The 15957-nt window shown below is 63.7% G+C and carries 12 protein-coding genes and 2 riboswitches; of the genes, 9 read left to right on the forward strand and 3 right to left on the reverse strand.

Going from position 1 to position 15957, the window contains the following annotated elements:
- Positions 1-89 precede the first annotated feature (89 nt).
- The 4 genes from AC5RU3_RS09645 to AC5RU3_RS09660 all read left to right on the forward strand — a co-directional run bounded on the left by AC5RU3_RS09645 (position 90) and on the right by AC5RU3_RS09660 (position 5110).
- On the forward strand, positions 90-1781 hold the full coding sequence (locus AC5RU3_RS09645) for a formate--tetrahydrofolate ligase (protein WP_493965382.1): 1692 nt from the start codon (positions 90-92) through the stop codon (positions 1779-1781).
- A 65-nt stretch (positions 1782-1846) separates the two neighbouring features.
- Positions 1847-2890: an L-threonine 3-dehydrogenase gene (gene tdh, locus AC5RU3_RS09650; RefSeq protein ID WP_309123991.1), complete on the forward strand. Its 1044-nt coding sequence runs from the start codon at positions 1847-1849 to the stop codon at positions 2888-2890.
- Positions 2891-2900: 10 nt separating this feature from the next.
- On the forward strand, positions 2901-4100 hold the full coding sequence (locus tag AC5RU3_RS09655; RefSeq protein WP_493965383.1) for a glycine C-acetyltransferase: 1200 nt from the start codon (positions 2901-2903) through the stop codon (positions 4098-4100).
- A 122-nt stretch (positions 4101-4222) separates the two neighbouring features.
- Positions 4223-5110 carry a polysaccharide deacetylase family protein gene (locus AC5RU3_RS09660; RefSeq protein ID WP_493965384.1) on the forward strand — a complete coding sequence of 296 codons (888 nt, stop codon included), beginning with the start codon at positions 4223-4225 and terminating at the stop codon, positions 5108-5110.
- Between the two features lie 41 nt (positions 5111-5151).
- On the opposite strand, the gene AC5RU3_RS09665 is transcribed toward AC5RU3_RS09660, so the two are convergent.
- Positions 5152-5643: a DUF2306 domain-containing protein gene (locus tag AC5RU3_RS09665; RefSeq protein WP_493965385.1), complete on the reverse strand. Its 492-nt coding sequence runs from the start codon at positions 5641-5643 to the stop codon at positions 5152-5154.
- Positions 5644-5672: 29 nt separating this feature from the next.
- Here AC5RU3_RS09665 and AC5RU3_RS09670 point away from each other — a divergent pair, with 29 nt between their 5' ends.
- The gene (locus AC5RU3_RS09670; RefSeq protein WP_493965386.1) at positions 5673-6344 is read left to right on the forward strand and encodes a MerR family transcriptional regulator; all 672 of its coding nucleotides are present in this window, start codon (positions 5673-5675) and stop codon (positions 6342-6344) included.
- 15 nt (positions 6345-6359) lie between these two features.
- Here AC5RU3_RS09670 and AC5RU3_RS09675 read toward each other — a convergent pair whose 3' ends face one another.
- Together AC5RU3_RS09675 and AC5RU3_RS09680 are read right to left on the reverse strand one after the other, a co-directional pair.
- A complete protein-coding gene (locus AC5RU3_RS09675; RefSeq protein ID WP_493965387.1) occupies positions 6360-7364 on the reverse strand; it encodes a YeiH family protein in 1005 nt (334 codons plus the stop codon).
- 102 nt (positions 7365-7466) lie between these two features.
- Positions 7467-8552 (reverse strand): inositol-3-phosphate synthase, encoded by a 1086-nt coding sequence (locus AC5RU3_RS09680; RefSeq protein ID WP_309070349.1) that lies wholly within the window; start codon positions 8550-8552, stop codon positions 7467-7469.
- A 207-nt stretch (positions 8553-8759) separates the two neighbouring features.
- On the opposite strand from AC5RU3_RS09680, the gene AC5RU3_RS09685 reads away from it, so the two are divergent.
- From AC5RU3_RS09685 to gcvP, 4 genes are all read left to right on the forward strand, one after another.
- Complete coding sequence (locus AC5RU3_RS09685) at positions 8760-10229, forward strand: hypothetical protein (protein ID WP_493965388.1); 1470 nt, start codon at positions 8760-8762, stop codon at positions 10227-10229.
- Complete coding sequence (locus AC5RU3_RS09690; protein WP_309070351.1) at positions 10226-11320, forward strand: lipid II:glycine glycyltransferase FemX; 1095 nt, start codon at positions 10226-10228, stop codon at positions 11318-11320. The genes AC5RU3_RS09685 and AC5RU3_RS09690 overlap by 4 nt, the downstream gene beginning before the upstream one ends.
- A gap of 2 nt (positions 11321-11322) precedes the next feature.
- A complete protein-coding gene (locus AC5RU3_RS09695) occupies positions 11323-12768 on the forward strand; it encodes a phytoene desaturase family protein (protein ID WP_493965389.1) in 1446 nt (481 codons plus the stop codon).
- 78 nt (positions 12769-12846) lie between these two features.
- Positions 12847-12950, forward strand: a riboswitch (glycine riboswitch).
- A gap of 1 nt (position 12951) precedes the next feature.
- Positions 12952-13054: riboswitch (glycine riboswitch) on the forward strand.
- A gap of 50 nt (positions 13055-13104) precedes the next feature.
- Positions 13105-15951 (forward strand): aminomethyl-transferring glycine dehydrogenase, encoded by a 2847-nt coding sequence (gene gcvP, locus AC5RU3_RS09700; protein WP_493965390.1) that lies wholly within the window; start codon positions 13105-13107, stop codon positions 15949-15951.
- The last annotated feature ends 6 nt before the right edge of the window (positions 15952-15957 follow it).

Genomic DNA, 15957 nt, shown 5'->3' on the forward strand with positions numbered 1-15957 from the left:
TAACCGTCGCTCGCCCCGCTGGTAGATTGGTCGTGAGCTCACACCCGAGCCGCCCATAGTCCTGCCAGCACCCCGGAAGGATTCAGACGATGACGTCTATCCACGCCCCAGTGTCCGACCTCGACATTGCACGAGCCGCCCGCATGCGCCCCATCGAGGACATTGCAGCGACGGCGGGTATTCCTGCTGAGGCCTTGGAGTTGTACGGGCGGTACAAGGCAAAGATCGATCCCGCGCGATTACCTCGCGTCCCGGGCAAGGCGCCGGGAAGGGTGGTGCTGGTGAGCGCCATGAGCCCCACGCCAGCCGGGGAGGGCAAGTCCACCTGCACGGTGGGACTAGCTGACTCCCTGGCGAGGGCAGGTCAACGCGTGATGGTCGCGCTCCGTGAACCTTCCCTGGGTCCGGTGATGGGTATGAAGGGCGGCGCCACCGGGGGCGGCTACTCGCAGGTCCTGCCGATGGAGGACATTAACCTCCACTTCACCGGCGACTTTCACGCAATCACCAGTGCCAACAACACCCTGATGGCTCTGGTGGACAACTCGATCTACCAGGGCAATCCCCTCAATATCGATCCCCGCAGAATCACGTTCAAACGCGTGCTCGATGTCAACGACCGCGCGCTGCGGGAGGTGGTCATCGGACTCGGGGGTCCCGCGCAGGGGATCCCGCGCCAGGACGGGTTCGACATCACGGTGGCCTCCGAGGTCATGGCAGTGTTCTGTCTCGCGACCGACCTTGCCGACCTGAAGCGACGGCTCGCCGCGATGACTGTCGGCTACACGTATGACAGGAAACCCGTGACCGTGGCGGACCTCGGGGTTGAGGGTGCCCTGGCGCTCCTGCTGAAAGACGCGATCAAACCAAACCTAGTGCAAACAATTGCCGGCACGCCCGCGCTGGTACACGGTGGGCCGTTCGCCAACATTGCGCACGGCTGCAACTCGGTCATTGCCACCCGGACAGCCCGGGAGATGGCGGACGTTGTCGTAACTGAGGCCGGGTTCGGTGCTGACCTTGGCGCTGAGAAGTTCATGGATATCAAGGCGAGGTCGGCGGATGTGGCGCCGGACGCCGTCGTACTTGTGGCGACCATCCGCGCGCTGAAGATGCACGGAGGCGTGGCGAAGGATGATCTACGGGCGCCGAATGTCCCGGCGCTTGAGCGCGGAGTGGTCAACCTGCAGCGGCATGTGACGAACGTGCTGAAGTTCGGAATCACGCCCGTGGTGGCGATCAACAAGTTCGCTACGGACTCCGATGAGGAACTGGCCTGGCTGTTGCAGTGGTGTGCCGGCAAAGGTATCAGTGCTGCCGTTGCGGACATCTGGGGTGAGGGCGGCGGCGGTCCCGGCGGAGATGAGCTCGCCGCGAAAGTCCTGGAGGCCCTGGAGGCCCCCCGGTCGTTCCGTCACCTGTATCCTCTGGACCTTCCGGTGGACCAGAAGATCCGCACGGTGGCCCAGGAAATCTACGGAGCCTGTGACGTCGAATTCGCTCCTGCAGCGTTGCGCCGCCTGGCGGAGATCCGCGCCAACGGGTGGGACCGGCTGCCGGTCTGCATGGCGAAGACGCAGTACTCCTTCTCCGATGACGCCACTCTGCTGGGTGCGCCCGAGGGCTTCACTCTCCATGTGCGCGACCTGATGCCGAAGACCGGCGCCGGGTTCATCGTGGCCCTCACGGGCGCCGTCATGACCATGCCCGGACTGCCCAGGGAGCCGGGCGCCCTGCGCATGGACGTCGACGACGACGGCGGCGCAGTAGGTCTGTTCTGAGTAACACCGTCTCCGGCTCCATCCCGTCGGTACCTCACCGCGCGAACCTGACGAAAGGACTTTGAGTGAAGGCGCTCTATAAAGCCGGTTCCCAGGCCGGTTTTGACCTCGTCGACAGACCGGAGCCCGTCCCCGGTATCGGGGAGGTGAAGATCCGCGTGCTGACCACGGGAATCTGCGGAACAGACCTTCACATCGAGTCATGGGACGCGTGGGCGGCTGGGATCATCCGGGCACCGCTGATTCCGGGTCATGAGTTTTACGGCGAGGTGGTTGAGCTTGGTGACGGTGTCCACGATGTGCGGGTGGGAGACCGGGTATCCGGTGAGGGCCACATTGTGTGCGGTATCTGCCGCAACTGCCGGGCCGGACGCCGTCAGATGTGTATCAGGACCGTCAGCGTCGGTGTGCAGCGTGACGGCGCCTTTGCTGAATTCGTGGTCCTTCCCGAAACCAACGTCTGGGTGCACCACGACGGCGTGACGCCCGAGTTGGGTGCGGTTTTCGACCCGTTTGGGAACGCTGTTCACACCGCGTTGAGCTTCCCCCTGGTCGGCGAGGACATTCTCATCACCGGCGCAGGACCCATCGGGCTGATGGCCATTGCCGTAGCCCGTCATGCGGGTGCCCGCAATATCGCGATCACGGACGTCTCTGAGCCGCGCCTTGATCTCGCCAGATCCATTGGGGTCGATCTCGCCGTCGATGTGAGCAGGATGAGGATCACAGAGGCGCAGCGGGAACTGCACATGGTGGAAGGCTTCGACGTCGGGCTTGAGATGTCCGGACACCCCACTGCATTGCCCGAGATGATCGACAACATGAACCACGGCGGCCGGATTGCGATGCTTGGGCTGCCCGCGCAGGACATCACCATCGACTGGGGGAAGGTCGTCACGCACATGCTCACCCTGAAGGGCGTGTACGGGCGGGAGATGTTCGAAACCTGGTATGCGATGAGCGCCATGCTGCAGTCGAATCATCGGCTGCGTGATGCTGTGGCGAGTGTAGTGACGGACGTGCTGCCGGCGTCGGACTGGCAGAAAGGTTTCACGATCGCGCGCAATGGGCGCAGCGGCAAAGTCGTACTCGACTGGTCGTCAATTTAGGGAGTTGGGAATGTTTGCTTCAGTCAAGGATCAGTTGCAGTCAGAGCTGCAGGAGATTCGGGATGCCGGTCTGTACAAGCGGGAAAGGACCATCTCGTCTCCGCAGTCCAGCGCGATCCGAGCCGCCCTCGGGAACGGTGAAGGAGCGCGGGTTCTAAACTTTTGCGCCAACAACTACCTCGGCCTTGCCGATCACCCCTCGATCATCGAATCCGCGAAAGGCGCGCTCGACGACCGCGGCTTCGGCATGGCGTCGGTGCGTTTCATCTGTGGAACCCAGGACCTGCACCTGGCGCTCGAACAGCGGGTCTCCCGGTTCCTCGGGACCGATGACACCATTCTCTTCAGTTCCTGCTTTGATGCGAACGGCGGAGTGTTCGAATCACTGCTGGGCACTGACGACGCCGTGATCTCCGATGCCCTGAACCACGCCTCAATCATCGACGGGATCCGGCTGAGCAAGGCGCAGCGGTTCCGCTACGCGAACCGCGATATGGCGGATCTGGAAGCGAAGCTGCAGGAAGCCTCCGGCGCCCGCCGCCGGCTCGTCGTCACCGACGGTGTCTTCTCGATGGACGGTTACCTTGCTCCGCTGCAGGAGATCTGCGACCTGGCAGAGCGGTACGACGCCATGGTGATGGTGGACGACTCACACGCCGTCGGATTCATGGGCACCACCGGCGCCGGAACACCGGAGCATGCCGGTGTATCCGATCGTGTCGACATCTATACCGGTACCTTCGGTAAAGCCCTCGGTGGAGCATCGGGCGGCTATGTGTCCGGACGCCGCGAGATCGTTGAACTGCTCCGGCAGCGAGCGCGGCCGTACCTGTTCTCCAACTCGCTCGCCCCGTCGATTGTCGCAGCCACTCTGACGGCGCTGGACCTGGTGCAAAACAGCGCGGATCTTCGCGCGCGGCTGAGCGAGAACGCGGCGCTGTTCCGGAGGCGGATGACCGAGGAGGGCTTCGACCTGCTGGAGGGCGAGCATCCCATCATCCCGGTCATGTTCGGTGACGCGGCTGTGGCCGCCCGGGTGGCCGACAACATGCTGGAGCATGGTGTCTACGTGGTCGCGTTCAGCTACCCGGTGGTACCCAGGGGCGCGGCGCGTATTCGCGTCCAGCTTTCGGCCGCACACAGCGCCGAGGATGTTGAGGCGTGTGTTTCGGCCTTTGTGACGGCCCGTCAGGCGGTGGTCCAGCAGTAACGTCGTGAACGTCCTTCCAACAGACGCCCCGGGGCGACACACTTCAGTGGGTGACGTCATACATCGCTGCGGAGATGGTCAATGCCTACACTGACGAGGATCACCCAGCCTGAAGGAGTCCTATGCCGTTCGACGCGGGCCGCCGAGCCTTCATTCTGGCCGGTCTTGGTATGACGCTGGCGGGATGTGCGGCAAAGGCGCCGCAGACCCTGCCGACCGAGAGCACGTCCCCCGCACTGACGCCCTCTACGGCGCCGTCACCGACACCACGACCCACACTCACGAGTCCGCCGCCGGAGCCGGCGCTGCCTACACGGGACGAGATCATCTCTACTTTCTCAGGTCTCGCTCCCCACCACTGGGGGCTGGATGTCCCCGGAGTGGCCAGTCGTCTGCCCACAACTGCCGGAGGCGCTGCTCTGACCCTCGATTACTGCGGAGGGCCGGGAGGAAGCCAGACAGACCATACGATCCTGGATTTCCTGCGCCAACACCAGGTACCAGCCACACTGTTCCTCAACGCTCGGTGGATTGCCGGTAACCCGGGTCTGGCGAAGGAGCTGGCGGGTGATCCGCTGTTCGAAATCGCCAACCATGGCACGCAACATCTTCCGTTGAGCGTGAACGGACAGAGCGCCTACGGCATACCCGGTACAACCGGACCGGGCGAGGTATACGACGAGATCATGCAGAACACCGAGGTAATCTCCGAACTCGCCGGCAAGCCGCCGCGCTTCTTTCGGTCCGGGACCGCCCATTTGGACGACGTAGCCTCCCAGATCTGCCTTGCCCTCGGCCAGACTCCGACCGGATTCAGCATCAACGGCGATGCGGGAGCGACGCTTTCGGCGCAGGCGGTCACGGAGGAAGTGGTCAGGGCTCAACAGGGTGACATCATCATCACTCACGGCAACCAGCCGGCGGCGGGCACGGGCGCAGGGCTCGCGGCGGCAATCCCGTTCCTTCAGACCGAGTTCGTTGCACTGGAGTCGCTCAAACACCCGGTGTAGGCCACTTCATTCGCCCGCCGGTGACAATGGACGGGAAGTGCCTATGCCGGCGTCTTACGTGGCCGAACGAGGACCTTCGGTGCCTTTGACCGAGGTCGGACTGCGAGATACAGGGCGCCCGCGGTCAGGAGGATCAGGGCAGCGACGACGACCGCGGTGGCCGGGTCATCAGCCAATAGCAGTGGTATCGCGCGCCCGGGCACGGTGGCCGCGAAGACGAAGGCAACAGCGATCCCGATATAGCTGCCGATCATGTTCGCCCGGTGGGCCACGATGTTGTGGCGGATGGCGGATACCAGACCGAGCGTCACGGTGACGATGGTGAACGCAGAGAGGCCGTGTAGCCAGCTGAACTGCCCGTCGGAGACGATCCAGAAGCTGCTGATGCAGACGAAGTACATCGAGGCTACCCACGTATATCCGATGATTCGATGTGTCCGGTCGCGGCGTCGCCGGAAGATATTGATCGGCCCGAGCACCAGTACGTAAAGCGCCGCGATCACGTGGGCGGTTATCAGCGGGCTCCAGTCCATGCCTATAAGATAGACACACTATCCTATGGATGTATATCTGGATAGTTGCTGCCGATCTACTATCCGATGAGGAGCACCCGATGCAGCTGAAGGAATTGAGCGCCGCAACGGGTGTCAGCGCGGCAAGCATCAAGTTCTACCTCCGTGAAGGCCTCCTGCCCCGCGGAGACGAGATTCATCCCACCCGAGCCGAGTATGGGCCCAGGCACACCGAACGTCTTGAGTTGATCACTGGGCTTCGATCGGTCGTGGGGCTTCGGATTGACCAAATCCGGTCCCTGATCGGGCTGATCGACGATCCTGCCGTCACCCGGCTCGAACTGCTCGGCAGGACCCAGGCAATGGTATTGGGAGCACCGCCGCAGACCCTGCCCGATCTTCCGCTCGTCAGGGAACTGCTGGACGCATATTCCTGGCCGGACGTACCAACTGACGCACGCGCGGTGCTCAATGGAACGCTTCGCGAAATGGAGGCGATGGGACTGTCGGTGAGCGCCGACGTCGTACTGGGTTACGCACGCGCGGCAGATCAGGTGGCCAAGCAGGACCTGGGAGTGGTGTTCGACGAGAAGTCCCGGGACAGGACGGTGCTCGCCGTGGCGGTGGGTGTGCGTGCCTATGGCAAGTTGCTGCTGAGTCTGGTGGCACTGGCCCAGGCGTCGCGCAGCATTCAGCGTCTCGGCGGTGGGGAATCCACATGACCCTACGCGGGCTGTTCAGGGTCGCGGCGCCGCCACCACTACGGTACCGGTCAGAGATACCGCAAGGATGACCCCGGTCGCGAGCAGGCCAAGCAGAACCGGTCGGTGGCCCACTCGCAGCAGGCTCCGCAAGTGCACGCCGAGACCGAGCGCGAACATCGCTGCGGCAAGCATGAACGTCTGCACAAGCTGCGCCAGTTCCAGAGCACCTGGAGGAAGGGCGCTGACGCTGCGCACTAGCATCGCCCCGACAAATCCCAGTATGAACAGGGGGACTACGGGCGGCAGCGAAGCACCGGTCCGCGGGTCCGTCCGGCGCTGGTACATCGTGAGTCCGGCGATGATCGGGGCCAGCGTCAGCACCCGGGCGAGCTTGACCGTGACGGCTACGGCCAGTGCCGTGCCGCCAACAGCTTCGCCCGCTGCGACTACCTGCGCTACCTCGTGGGTCGACGCACCTATCCAGATCCCGAGAGCCCTGTCGGATAGTCCCAGAAGTTCCCCGAGGAAGGGGACGGCGGGGATCATGAGGGTCCCGAAGAGTACTACGAGCCCGATGGCGGTCGCGACGTCTGTTTTGCGGGCTCCGGCCGCGCTCTCCGTCGCCGCTACGGCGGCCGCGCCGCAGATTGAGAATCCGGACGCGATCAGTAGGCGCTGGGAAGGCGCGATCCCCAGAAGCTTGCCGAACCAGACGGTAGCTGCGAAGGTCACCCCAACCGATGCGAGAACGATCAACAGCACACCCGGGCCAAGCCCGAGAACCGCCGAGAACGGTAGCTGGAGTCCCAGCAGCACGATTCCGCCCCGCAGAAGGTGTTTGGCGCTTACGGCGATTCCCTGGAAGAAGATCGCCGGCATGGGTAGGACATTGCCCAGTACTGCGCCGAGCAGGATGGCTATCAGGAGGGGGCTGGCACCCGGGATCACGTTGCTTCCTAGCCACGACAGGGCAGCAGCGGCAAGGCAGAATGCGAGGCCGGGAAGTATGGGCAGCAGACGCCCCGAGCGATTGCTCATGTCAACAATCTCTCACGCATCGCGGGCCGCACTAGCCAAATCCTCCTGTGAACACGAAACGCTCCCGGCATGACCGGGAGCGTTTCGTCGAAGGAGCGTCGTTTAGCGCTCAACCTCGCCGCGGATGAAGGCTTCAACCTTCTCGCGGGCGATGTCATCGTTGTACTGCTCCGGCGGCGACTTCATAAAGTAGCTCGACGCCGACAGGATGGGGCCGCCGATCCCGCGGTCTGCGGCAATCTTCGCTGCGCGGATTGCATCGATGATCACGCCGGCCGAGTTCGGGGAATCCCAAACTTCCAGCTTGTACTCGAGCGACACCGGAGCGTCTCCGAAGTTGCGACCTTCAAGCCGGACGAAAGCCCACTTGCGGTCGTCGAGCCAGGCGACGTAATCGGATGGACCGATGTGGACGTCGTCGGCGTGAAGTTCGGCTTCCACGTTGGAGGTGACAGCCTGCGTCTTGGAAATCTTCTTGGACTCGAGGCGATCCCGCTCAAGCATGTTCTTGAAGTCCATGTTGCCGCCGACGTTGAGCTGGTATGTGCGGTCCAGCGTCACTCCACGGTCTTCGAAAAGCTTCGCCATGACGCGGTGCGTAATGGTTGCGCCGATCTGGCTCTTGATGTCATCGCCCACGATGGGGACACCGGCTTCGGTGAACTTGTCGGCCCATTCCTTGGTGCCGGCGATGAAGACCGGCAGGGCGTTGACGAATGCGACACCGGCATCGATGGCGCACTGGGCGTAGAACTTCGCAGCCGCTTCGGATCCAACAGGGAGGTAGCACACCATGACGTCGACCTGCGAAGCCTTGAGCTCGGCCACAACGTCAACAGGCTCGGCGTCGGACTCCACGATGGTCTCGCGGTAGTACTTGCCCAGACCGTCCAGGGTGTGGCCGCGCTGCACCTTGACGCCCGTTGCCGGCACATCCGCGATCTTGATGGTGTTGTTTTCACTGGCACCGATCGCATCAGCAAGATCCAGGCCGACCTTCTTGCCATCAACATCGAAGGCAGAAACGAACTGGACGTCGCCGACGTGGTACTTGCCGAATTCCACGTGCATCAAGCCCGGGATGGTGGCCGTTGCATCCGCATCCTTGTAATACTGCACACCCTGTACAAGTGATGCTGCACAGTTTCCGACACCGACAATTGCTACCCGAATGGGGTTAGTTCCCACTGTTCTCCTCTTTACGCGCATTCTGAACCGCTCAGACTGAGGTTATGTTGCCTTTGCCCGCGGCGAAATCCACAGCTCACACAGTCTACTTGTTATTGCCAACACGCGTTGTGGCTCGCGCATTCCGTCGCTGGTCCAATGGGAGCGGGGCAAGCGGCACATCGCGGGGAGGCGCCGTCGTCGTAGCGGTTCGCTAGGCTTCGGTACATGGAGCACGAGGAGAGCCCGCGCCGCCCAGTGAGCATCTCGGTGCCCTCCCGTAAAGATCCCCTCTTGAGGCAGCTCACCGAGTCCGTCGGGGGACCGCTGGGCAGGCATGCCGCGCCCGGCCGCGTACGGCCGGCAATCTTCACCGTCGAGCGGGTTCTCATTCTCATGACGACGGCGGCGGCCCTCCTTGCGATGTTGGTCAAGGTGCCCTGCCGAACGGATGGTTGGGCACGTCCGGAACAGTTCTACCGCGCCTGCTATTCGGACTGGACCGAAGCATTCAGGTTCCAGGGCATCGGAAGCGGACTGTCTCCGTTCGCGGAAGGATCCGCCTTCGATGGCCCATTGCTGGTCGGGGTGGTTGCGGGACTGACGGCTCTGCTGGTTCCGACGTCTGCGGATGGAATAGTGCAGTCGCAGTCAGTGGTGCAGTACTTCGATGTGAACGCTGTGGTGATTGCAGCGGCGTGGCTGGGGACCGTTGTTGCGACGATGCGGCTGGCCAGCAGGCGGCCCTGGGATGCAGCGATTGTGGCCGTTGCGCCGATCGCCGTTCTGACCGCGACCTCGAGCTGGGTGCTGCTGTCGGTTCTTCTGAGCATCCTGGCTGTCAGGGCGTTCGCCCGGCACCACTACGCGGTGGCAGGAATACTGCTCGGATTCGGTGCCGGATTCAGCGTTCACGTTGTGCTTGTTCTTGCGGCGGTGGTTCTTCTGGCCGCACGTACCGGGCGGTTCAGGGGAGCGCTGGTAACCGCAGGTGCCCTTGCCGCGGTCTGGATTATTACCGTTCTCCCATTCGGCCCTTCGCAGGCGCTCGCCCTTCCATGGGAGTACGACCCCCCGCACCTGGGTATCTCGTCCTCCGTGTGGGGGGCGTATAACCTCCTTGCGGATCGGCTGGGACTGCCTCCCATGCCGCCCGGTGCGGTGGGGGTGGCAGGATCCGTCGGCTTCGTAGTGCTGGCGGCGCTCATTGTGCTGCTGGTGCTGCGCGCTCCGCGGCGCCCCCGGCTCCCACAAGTGATATTTCTCCTCATTGGCGCCCTGGTGCTCATCATTCCCGACTATGGTCCTGAGCTCAGCCTCTGGCTACTGCCCTTTCTTGCGCTCTCCTATGTCGACTGGAGAATACTTCTTGTCTGGCAAGTGGCGGAGGTGCTGCACTGGTGGGCGCACTGGATGTTCGCCGCGCGAGAGGCCTCCGCTGGAGCTGTAGCCAACAACATCGATCCGCTGTACGTGGCATTGGCCGTCCTCGCGCGGCTACTGGTCACCGGCTATCTGATGTACCGAGTTGCCCAACATATACTTGAACCCGAATACGACCCGGTTCGCACACTCGGAATCGACGATCCGGCGGGCGGCCCCTTCGACGGCGCTTCGGATCGGATTCACCATGCTCGGGTAGGCTTGAGGGCGTCCGCTCAGGACCCGCCGATTCCCGCACCGAAAGACCCACAGTGACACGTTCCGTCTTCCGCAGCGAACGCCTGACGCCTGAAGCTTTTGAGACGATTGCATCGGCTCACCCAGGCGTCGTCATCCCCCTGGAGCAGACCCCGCAGTGGGCTGACTTCGAGCGGAGCCTCGGCCGGGAACCGTATGGGCTGTGGGCTTACTACGACGACGACGGCGCGCCGGCCGTGTTGATGAGCCTGCTCCGGGTGCGGCGGCGATTCCGTGAATCCCTGGTGGCCATCAACGGCCCCGTCTGGTTGGGGGACCGCTCGCCGGACGCGGAGCTTCGCCTCATGCGGACGGTCCAGGCGCAGTTCGACGAGGACGTCGATACCGATCCCCTCTACGTCCGGATGCAGGTCAAGCATCCCCAGGCTCCTGCTGACGGCCCGATCGAGCACGGCTGGTACGAGCGCGAGATCGTGGTGGACCTCACGCCCAGTGAGGACGCCATCTTCAAGTCCTTCCGACCAAACGCACGCAACAGCATCAGGCGGGCTGAGCGTTCGGGTGTCGAGATACGGACTATCGAGCGGCCCGAGTGGGTCGATGTGTTCCGGCGGGACCTTTATCCGATCCTGCAGGAGACAGCTGAACGGGACGGCTTCGCAAGCTTCGGTGCTGAATACTACGAGAAGCTTCTGGATCAACTGGGCGACTATCTGCGCCTCATGGTGGCGTACGTCGAAGGCCGCGCGGTGAGTTGGCTGATCACCACCGAGTACCGTGGCTACTCGGTGTATTACTTCGCGGGCAGCACGCACGATGCCCGGAAGACGTTCGCCCCCTACCTGCTCCTGTGGGAGGCGTTCAAGCAGCTCAAGGCTGCCGGCAACACCGCATGCGGCCTCACCGGGATCGTGAGCGAGAACTATCCCCAGCTGGTTAATGTGACCACCTTCAAGCGGAATTTCTCGAAGAACGTGGTCGAAATTCCCACCACCTACGACATCCCCCTCAACCCGGGAAAATACCGGGTAGTTGCAGGGCTGCTGACGTTCCGCAGGACAGCACCGGCGAAGGGTCGCGCGCTGCTGATGGGGGCGGCGGCGTCGTTGTCGAGGCTGCGGACAGACCGCTCCGAGGCAAGGAACTAACCATGACTGACGTCGCGATTGTCGGTGCCGGACCCAACGGGCTGGCGGCCGGCGTCGTGATGGCACGGGCGGGACTCAGTGTCGAGGTGTTCGAGGCTGAGCATGCTATCGGCGGCGGCTCCCGCTCCATGGAGCTGCTCGAACCGGATCATCGCCATGATGTCTGTTCAGCGGTGCACCCGATGGCGTTGGCATCGCCCTTCTTCCGTGATTTCGCCCTCTCTGACCGCGTTCCCTTCGTTGTGCCGGCGCTGTCATATGCCAACCCGCTCGACGGCGGAAGGGCGGGGCTCGCGTACCGGGACCTCGGACGCACCGCCATGGGGCTGGGCAAGGACGGGCAATCCTGGCGGCGTCTGATGCGCCCGCTCGTGCAGCACATAGAGGGCGTGGTGGACACGGGCCTTAATTCGTTCCTGCGTGTTCCACGGAATCCTGTGGCCGCGGCCTTTCTGGGCCGGGCGACGCTTGAGCAGGGAACACCCCTGTGGGGCTTACGTTTTTCAACCGAAGAGGCAGCGGCATTGTTCACCGGCGTGGCCGCCCACGCCGTCTCCCCCCTTCCCACCCTCGCGGCCGCCGGAGCCGGCCTCACCCTGGGTGCGTTGGCGCACACGGTGGGTTGGCCGATCCCGGTGGGTGGGTCGCAGGCGCTGGTGGATGCCATGGCGGAAGATATCCGTGCGCACGGAGGGAGAATCCACACGGGCCGCCCGATCACATCGGTGAGCGAGTTCGACGGCGCACGCGCGGTCCTGCTCGACGTTTCACCCCGGGTTGCGGCCGATCTGGCCCGAGACCGGCTGCCTCAGCGCTACCTTTCCGCGCTGGAGGGCTTCCGATACGGCGACGGAGCCTGCAAGGTCGACTTCATCCTCTCTGGTCCAGTGCCATGGGCAAATGAAGAAGTACGATCGGCCGGAACCGTCCATGCAGGCGGCAGCCGCCGGGAGGTTGCGGCGTCCGAGGCTGACGTCGCTTCCGGCCGACATCCAAAGAAGCCCTATGTCCTGGTATCGCAGCCCTCTGTATTCGACTCCACCCGCGCTCCGCACGGACGCCAGATCCTCTGGACTTACTGCCACGTCCCCAACGGATCGACGCGGGATATGACTGAGGCCATCGTGCGGCAGATCGAACGTTTCGCACCGGGGTTCCGCGACGTCGTCGTCCGTTCGCACGTGATGACAGCGGCGGATCTGGAACAGTACAACGCCAATTACGTGGGCGGGGATTTCAGCGGCGGGGCGGTCACCATCCCGCAACTGCTCGCGCGCCCCTCCTTCGGACCGAACCCATGGCGCATGCCGGTTGACGGTCTGTACCTGTGCTCTGCGTCGACACCTCCGGGGCCCGGTGTTCACGGAATGGGCGGGTACCACGCGGCCAGATTGGCGTTGAAGGACGTCTTCGGGCTGCCGGTGCCGAAGTTGGGGATGCGCCGTTGAACTGGTCCTGACCGGACCATTTCCGGCTCAGGAAGCGCAAGAGTAAGCTTGATCACGATCGCAAGTAAATAACGCCCTTGACCCGCAGCGGGAGAGTTCTGCCGTTGACTTCACACACCGGTAGGCGCCGTAGGAGCAAACCCTCCCCAGGAATCTCTCAGGCCCAGCACCGCAGCGGAAAGGCAACTCTGGAAAGCAGGACAGCCGAGCCCGGCTGTCCTCACCGACGGTGCAATGCGAACCTCGCGTTCGCGGAATCTCTCAGGTCCAATACAGAGTGGGGAGGAACTCGACCCTGGTTCGCGCATGTCGCGCACACTGATCTACGGAGTTCCCATGACCCACCTGACGGAATCAACCTTCTCCGACCGACACATCGGTCCCCGCTCCGATGATGCCGAGCAGATGCTAAAGGTTCTCGGCTATCCCTCCCTGGACAAGCTCGTTGATGTCGCGGTGCCGGCGAGCATCCGCATCGACGAGGGTTTGGACCTTCCTTCCGCGCTCAGCGAGCCGGAAGTTCTGGCCGAACTGCGCCGCATCGCGTCGAAGAACAAGACCGCCGTCCAGATGATCGGGCAGGGCTACTACGACACCGTGACACCACCGGTGATCCGCCGTAACGTTCTTGAGTCGCCGGCCTGGTACACCGCGTACACGCCCTACCAGCCGGAGATCTCCCAGGGCCGCCTCGAAGCGCTCCTGAACTTCCAGACCATGGTGCAGGACCTCACCGCGCTGCCCATCGCCAACGCCTCACTGCTCGATGAAGCGTCCGCCGTTGCAGAAGCCGTCCTGCTCATGCGCCGGTCGGGCAAGAACAAGGGCAGGACAGTGGTGGATGTGGATTGCCTGCCGCAGACCATCGCCGTTGTCAGGGGTCGGGCGGAAGCGCTCGGCTTCGAGGTGGAGATCGCGGACCTGTCCGAGGGTCTTCCTGACGGTGACATCAACGGCGTGGTGCTGCAGCAGCCCGGTGCTTCCGGCGCGCTGTGTGACCACACCGGCATCATCGCCACGGCGCACGACAATGGTGCGCTGGTGACGGTTGCCGCTGACCTTCTGGCGCTGACCTTGATCACTCCTCCCGGTGAGCAGGGTGCGGATATCGCCGTCGGCTCTGCACAGCGCTTTGGCGTTCCGCTCTTCTTCGGCGGACCGCATGCCGCGTACATGGCTGTCCGCAAGGGTCTCGAGCGGATGCTCCCCGGCCGGCTGGTCGGCGTGTCCAAAGATTCCGACGGCGCTCCCGCGTACCGCCTCGCGCTCCAGACACGCGAGCAGCACATCCGCCGCGAGAAGGCGACTTCCAACATCTGTACGGCCCAGGCACTACTCGCCATCGTCGCGAGCATGTACGGCGTCTACCACGGACCTGACGGGCTGAAGGCAATTGCAGAGCGCGTGCACGGGAAGGCTGCGAAACTTGCCAGGGCACTGCCCGGAACTGTTCACACCTCCTTCTTCGACACCCTCCTCGTGAAGGTCGACGGCGGCGCCAAAGACATCGTCACCAAGGCGGAAGAACGCGGGATCAACCTGCGCTTCGTCGATACCGACCATGTCGGTATCTCCTGCGACGAGACCACCACGGATGCACACCTCGAGATCCTCGCCGGAGTGTTCGGCGCGGACCTTCCGGATGGAGCCGAGGGAACCATTCCCGCGGAACTGAAGCGGACGTCGTCGTACATGACCCACCCGGTGTTTTCGCTTCACCGCTCCGAGACGCAGATGCTGCGCTACCTGCGCGGTCTCTCCGATCGGGACCTCGCGCTTGACCGCACCATGATCCCCCTCGGTTCCTGCACCATGAAGCTGAACGCGACGGTCGAAATGGAGCCGATCTCCTGGCCCGAGTTCGCAACCATCCACCCGTTCGCGCCGGAGCACCAGACCGAAGGCTGGCGTGAGCTCATCGGTGACCTCGAAGCGCGCCTCGCAGAGATCACCGGCTACGCCGGGGTGTCCATCCAGCCCAACGCAGGATCGCAGGGAGAGCTGGCCGGCCTCCTGGCCATCCGGAACTATCATCTGTCTCGCGGTGATGAAGCCCGTAACGTCTGCCTCATCCCGTCGTCGGCGCATGGAACAAACGCAGCGTCCGCTGTGCTCGCCGGCATGAAGGTGGTGGTGGTCAAGACAGCGCAGAACGGCAACATTGACCACGACGACCTCCAGGCAAAGATCGAAGCGAACAGCGATTCCCTGTCCGCGATCATGATCACCTACCCCTCAACGCACGGCGTCTTCGAGGAGGACGTGCGCTGGGTGTGCGACCAGGTGCACGCCGCCGGTGGCCAGGTCTACATCGACGGTGCCAACCTGAACGCCCTCGTCGGTCTTGCCAAGCCCGGTGAATTCGGCGGCGACGTCTCCCACCTCAACCTGCACAAGACCTTCTGTATCCCGCATGGAGGCGGGGGACCGGGCGTCGGTCCGGTAGCCGTAGCGGAGCACCTGGTGCCGTTCCTGCCCGGAGACCCGAACAGCACGCAAAGTGCAGCGGGCGTTCCCATCTCCGCCTCACGGTTCGGTTCGGCAGGCGTGCTCCCCATCTCCTGGGCCTACATCGCCCTGATGGGCAGTGAGGGACTGACTGCTGCCACCAAGTCCGCCCTCCTCGCGGCCAACTACGTTGCCGCCCGCCTGAACGAACACTTCCCGGTGCTCTACTCGGGTGAGAACGGCCTGGTTGCGCACGAGTGCATCCTTGACCTCCGGGAACTGACGGCCAAGACCGGCGTCACCGCAGAAGACGTCGCGAAGCGCCTCATCGACTACGGCTTCCACGCGCCGACCCTGAGCTTCCCCGTTGCCGGCACGCTCATGGTCGAGCCCACGGAGTCAGAGGACCTCGCAGAGCTCGATCGTTTTGTGGACGCGATGATCGAGATCAAGGGGGAGATTGACCGCGTAGCAACGGGCGAATGGCAGCTCGAGGAGAGCCCGCTCCGCCAGGCGCCGCACACCGCGCAGGCACTCATCAGCGACGACTGGGCCCAGGCCTACTCGCGTGAAGAGGCAGCATTCCCGCTGCGGTCCCTGCGCCATGACAAGTACTTCCCGCCGGTCCGTCGTGTCGACGGCGCCCATGGCGACCGGAACCTCGTGTGCTCGTGCCCGCCCCTCGAAGCTTTCGAGGACAATGCCGAGTCCCTTCACGAGAACACCGGAAACTAAGGAAGT

The organism is Arthrobacter sp. MDB1-55 (assembly GCF_059092925.1).

Excerpts from the sequence above, each read along its gene's own strand:
- AC5RU3_RS09645 (WP_493965382.1), top strand. The coding sequence starts at position 90 with ATGACGTCTATCCACGCCCCAGTGTCCGACCTCGACATTGCACGAGCC.
- AC5RU3_RS09655 (WP_493965383.1), top strand. The coding sequence starts at position 2,901 with ATGTTTGCTTCAGTCAAGGATCAGTTGCAGTCAGAGCTGCAGGAGATT.
- AC5RU3_RS09660 (WP_493965384.1), top strand. The coding sequence starts at position 4,223 with ATGCCGTTCGACGCGGGCCGCCGAGCCTTCATTCTGGCCGGTCTTGGT.
- AC5RU3_RS09665 (WP_493965385.1), bottom strand. The coding sequence starts at position 5,643 with ATGGACTGGAGCCCGCTGATAACCGCCCACGTGATCGCGGCGCTTTAC.
- AC5RU3_RS09670 (WP_493965386.1), top strand. The coding sequence starts at position 5,673 with ATGTATATCTGGATAGTTGCTGCCGATCTACTATCCGATGAGGAGCAC.
- AC5RU3_RS09675 (WP_493965387.1), bottom strand. The coding sequence starts at position 7,364 with ATGAGCAATCGCTCGGGGCGTCTGCTGCCCATACTTCCCGGCCTCGCA.
- AC5RU3_RS09685 (WP_493965388.1), top strand. The coding sequence starts at position 8,760 with ATGGAGCACGAGGAGAGCCCGCGCCGCCCAGTGAGCATCTCGGTGCCC.
- AC5RU3_RS09695 (WP_493965389.1), top strand. The coding sequence starts at position 11,323 with ATGACTGACGTCGCGATTGTCGGTGCCGGACCCAACGGGCTGGCGGCC.
- gcvP (WP_493965390.1), top strand. The coding sequence starts at position 13,105 with ATGACCCACCTGACGGAATCAACCTTCTCCGACCGACACATCGGTCCC.